Source organism: Mesorhizobium sp. M7A.F.Ca.AU.002.02.1.1 (assembly GCF_003998535.1).
Classification (GTDB): domain Bacteria; phylum Pseudomonadota; class Alphaproteobacteria; order Rhizobiales; family Rhizobiaceae; genus Mesorhizobium; species Mesorhizobium ciceri.
The window spans coordinates 1-3138 of the sequence record NZ_RZPB01000703.1 but is presented as its reverse complement, the minus strand read 5'-3'; the positions used below and the strand labels follow the sequence as shown (position 1 = coordinate 3138).

Annotated in this window: 3 protein-coding genes; 2 read left to right on the top strand and 1 reads right to left on the bottom strand. The window is 63.5% G+C overall.

What is annotated here, in order from left to right:
* Window positions 1-1335: LTA synthase family protein (locus tag EN879_RS29730; protein ID WP_164774665.1), on the bottom strand; the 1335-nt coding region annotated here is incomplete at its 3' end.
* 277 nt (window positions 1336-1612) lie between these two features.
* On the opposite strand from EN879_RS29730, the gene fabD reads away from it, so the two are divergent.
* Window positions 1613-2554 (top strand): ACP S-malonyltransferase, encoded by a 942-nt coding sequence (fabD, locus tag EN879_RS29725; protein WP_013532517.1) that lies wholly within the window; start codon window positions 1613-1615, stop codon window positions 2552-2554.
* 59 nt (window positions 2555-2613) lie between these two features.
* Window positions 2614-3138: SDR family NAD(P)-dependent oxidoreductase (locus EN879_RS29720; RefSeq protein WP_245493881.1), on the top strand; the 525-nt coding region annotated here is incomplete at its 3' end.

The window sequence follows — 3138 nt, the reverse complement described above, 5'->3', positions numbered from 1 at the left end:
GTGCGTGGGACTGTAATAGCGGTTCGGTTCGTAGGGACCGTGGTTTTGCAGGCTGACCGCAAAGAAGAACACCGGCTCTTCGCTGGCGTCGGCCTCGCTGATGATCTCGTCGGTCATCGCGGCATCCGATGCCAGTGGCCCGCGCTTTTGCATTGGCGGCAGCGTCTCTTCCGACTTGAAATCGTTGAAGCCGAAATCGGCGTAGACCGCGCCACGGTTCCAGAACCAGTTGGTGCCCGGATGGATGGCGCGCGCCCGATAACCCTGGCTCTTGAGGAAGGTTGCCAGCGACGGCGTCGGCGTGCGCACATATTGCTGGTAGGGGATGCTGCCGGCCGGCAGGAACGCGTTGGAGAAGCCGGTCAGCGCCTCGAACTCGATATTGGCGGTCATGCCGCCGAACTCCGGCGAGAACATCGAGCCGGAGCGCAGCGCCCGCACATTGGGGATCGGATCGGGCGTGATGGTGACGCCGGGCAGCTTGGTCGGGTCCCAGAAGGACTCGCTCATGACGATGATGATGTCAGGCTTCTCGGCCGGCACCGAGGCGGTCACATCGGGCCTGGCGATCGCCGCGATCGCCTTGTCGGAATAGCCCGGCGGCGCAGAGACATGCGCCATCGGCACATTGAGCGCAAAGGCCAGCGCAAAACCGTTGGAGGCATAGTTTTCCTTCTGGTCCCACATGATCGGGATGATCTGCAACCGGTCCCTGGTCCAGGAGAAGGTGGCATAGTCCATGATCGAAACGAAGAAGGCGAGCAGCGGCACTGCCAGCGTCAGCCGCGCAAGGCGTCCCTTGCGGCTGAGTGCGGGAACCTTGCGGCGCCACATCCGCCAGCCATAGACGAGCAGCGACAGGCCGGCGACGATGCCGACGACCATGGCGAGCGCGGTCATCGGCCGGTCGCGCACCAAAAGCGGCAACAGCGCGAAGATCTGGCGGGCATAGAGGAAATCGGTCGGATAGAGCGGATCGCCGAGATAATGCGACTTCTGGTGGCCGACGAAGGCAAGCGATAGCGTCAGCGGCGCGACGATCATCAGGCTCTGATGGCTGCGGCCCAGCACCGCATCGAGGCCGATCAGGATCAGCGCGAACACGACGATGGTGGTCCAGCCCGGCTTGAGCGGCTGCAGGAAGAAGGAGACCGTGCCGGCAAAGTCGCCGCGCACGATCAGTTCGATGGCAAACACCAGGACGGCGGCGATCGCCAGGCTGATCAGCCCATAGCGCACGACCGGCCATCTCCTGCCCGGCAGATAGCCGGTGGAGGGGTCGTCTTCCAGGAACTGTGGCGCGGCCTTGCCGGCGCGTTTGTAACTCTTTGCCACTTTAACTTCCCCACCCAGCGACAAGCACGTCACTCGATTGTCATGGAATTGTCACGCAAAGCTAGCGCCTGTGGCCAAAATAAGAAGAGCCAGCAAACGAATCGTGAGCGGTTTTCATCAGGAGTGATCGCCAAAAAGCCTTTCGGAACAGGCACTCGGCGGATGAAGCTGCGGTCGAGCAGGGTCGAACCGGGCTTGACTTGGCGGCCTGCCTTGCGTCACAGGCAAGAAAAACTCGTCTATCAGGCAAGCAAAACCAGCCCTTGGGAGCCCGCGCATGGCCGTTGCATTCACCTTTCCTGGACAAGGCAGCCAGGCAGTCGGCATGGGCAAGGATCTCGCCGAGGCCTTTCCCGAGGCGCGCAGAATTTTCCAGGAAGTCGACGACGCGCTCGGCGAAAACCTGTCGAAGCTGATCTGGGAAGGGCCGGAAGAGACGTTGATGCTGACCGCCAACGCGCAGCCGGCGCTGATGGCGGTGTCGCTGGCCGCGATCCGGGCGCTGGAATCGCGCGGCTTCTCGCTGAAAGGCAAGGTCGCCTATGTCGCCGGTCATTCGCTGGGCGAATATTCGGCGCTCGCGGCCGCTGGCTTCGTTTCGGTTGCCGATGCCGCCAGGCTGCTGCGCATCCGCGGCAATGCCATGCAGGCGGCGGTGCCGGCCGGCGAGGGCGCCATGGCGGCGATCATCGGATTGGAACAGGCCGATGTCGAAGCCGCTTGCGCGGAAGCCGCCAAAGGCTCCGTCTGCCAGATCGCCAACGACAATGGCGGCGGCCAACTGGTCATTTCCGGCGCCAGGGCCGCGGTCGAACTGGCGGCGAAACTGTGCACTGAGAAAGGCGCCAAGCGCGCACTGATGCTGCAGGTGTCCGCGCCCTTCCATTCGGCGCTGATGGCGCCGGCCGCGAACGTTATGCGCGACGCACTCGCCGGTGTGACAAAGAATGCGCCGGTCGTTCCCGTCCTCTCCAATGTCACGGTCAGCCCGACCAGCGATCCGGACGAGATCGCCCGCCGCCTGGTCGAGCAGATAACCGGCCGCGTACGCTGGCGCGAGACCGTGGAGTGGTTCGGCGCAAATGGCGTCACCACGCTTTACGAGATTGGCGCCGGCAAGGTGCTTTCGGGATTGGCGCGGCGCATCAACCGCGACATCGCCACTGCGTCGGTCGGCTCGGCGGCTGAGGTCGAGGCAACGCTAGCAGCGCTTGCATAAAGCCCTATTTGATCCCATTCCCTGCAAAGGGGTGTTCTCTTCTCAATCAGGAGACAAAAATGTTCGAATTGACTGGCCGCAAGGCGCTCGTCACCGGCGCATCGGGAGGCATCGGCGAGGCGATCGCCCGGATGCTGCATGCGCAAGGCGCGATCGTCGGCCTGCATGGCACCCGCGTCGAGAAACTGGAGGCGCTGGCTAGCGAGCTTGGCGACCGGGTCAAGCTGTTCCCGGCCAATTTGTCCAACCGTGACGAGGTCAAGGCGCTCGGCCAGAAAGCCGAGGCCGATCTCGAAGGCGTCGACATCCTGGTCAACAACGCCGGCATCACCAAGGACGGGCTGTTCGTGCGCATGTCGGATGCCGATTGGGACAGCGTGATCGAGGTCAATCTGACCGCCGTTTTCCGGCTCACCCGCGAACTCACCCATCCGATGATGCGCCGCCGCCATGGCCGCATCATCAACATCACCTCGGTGGTCGGCGTGACCGGCAATCCCGGCCAGACCAATTACTGCGCCTCCAAGGCCGGCATGATCGGCTTCTCCAAGTCGCTGGCGCAGGAGATCGCCACCCGCAACATC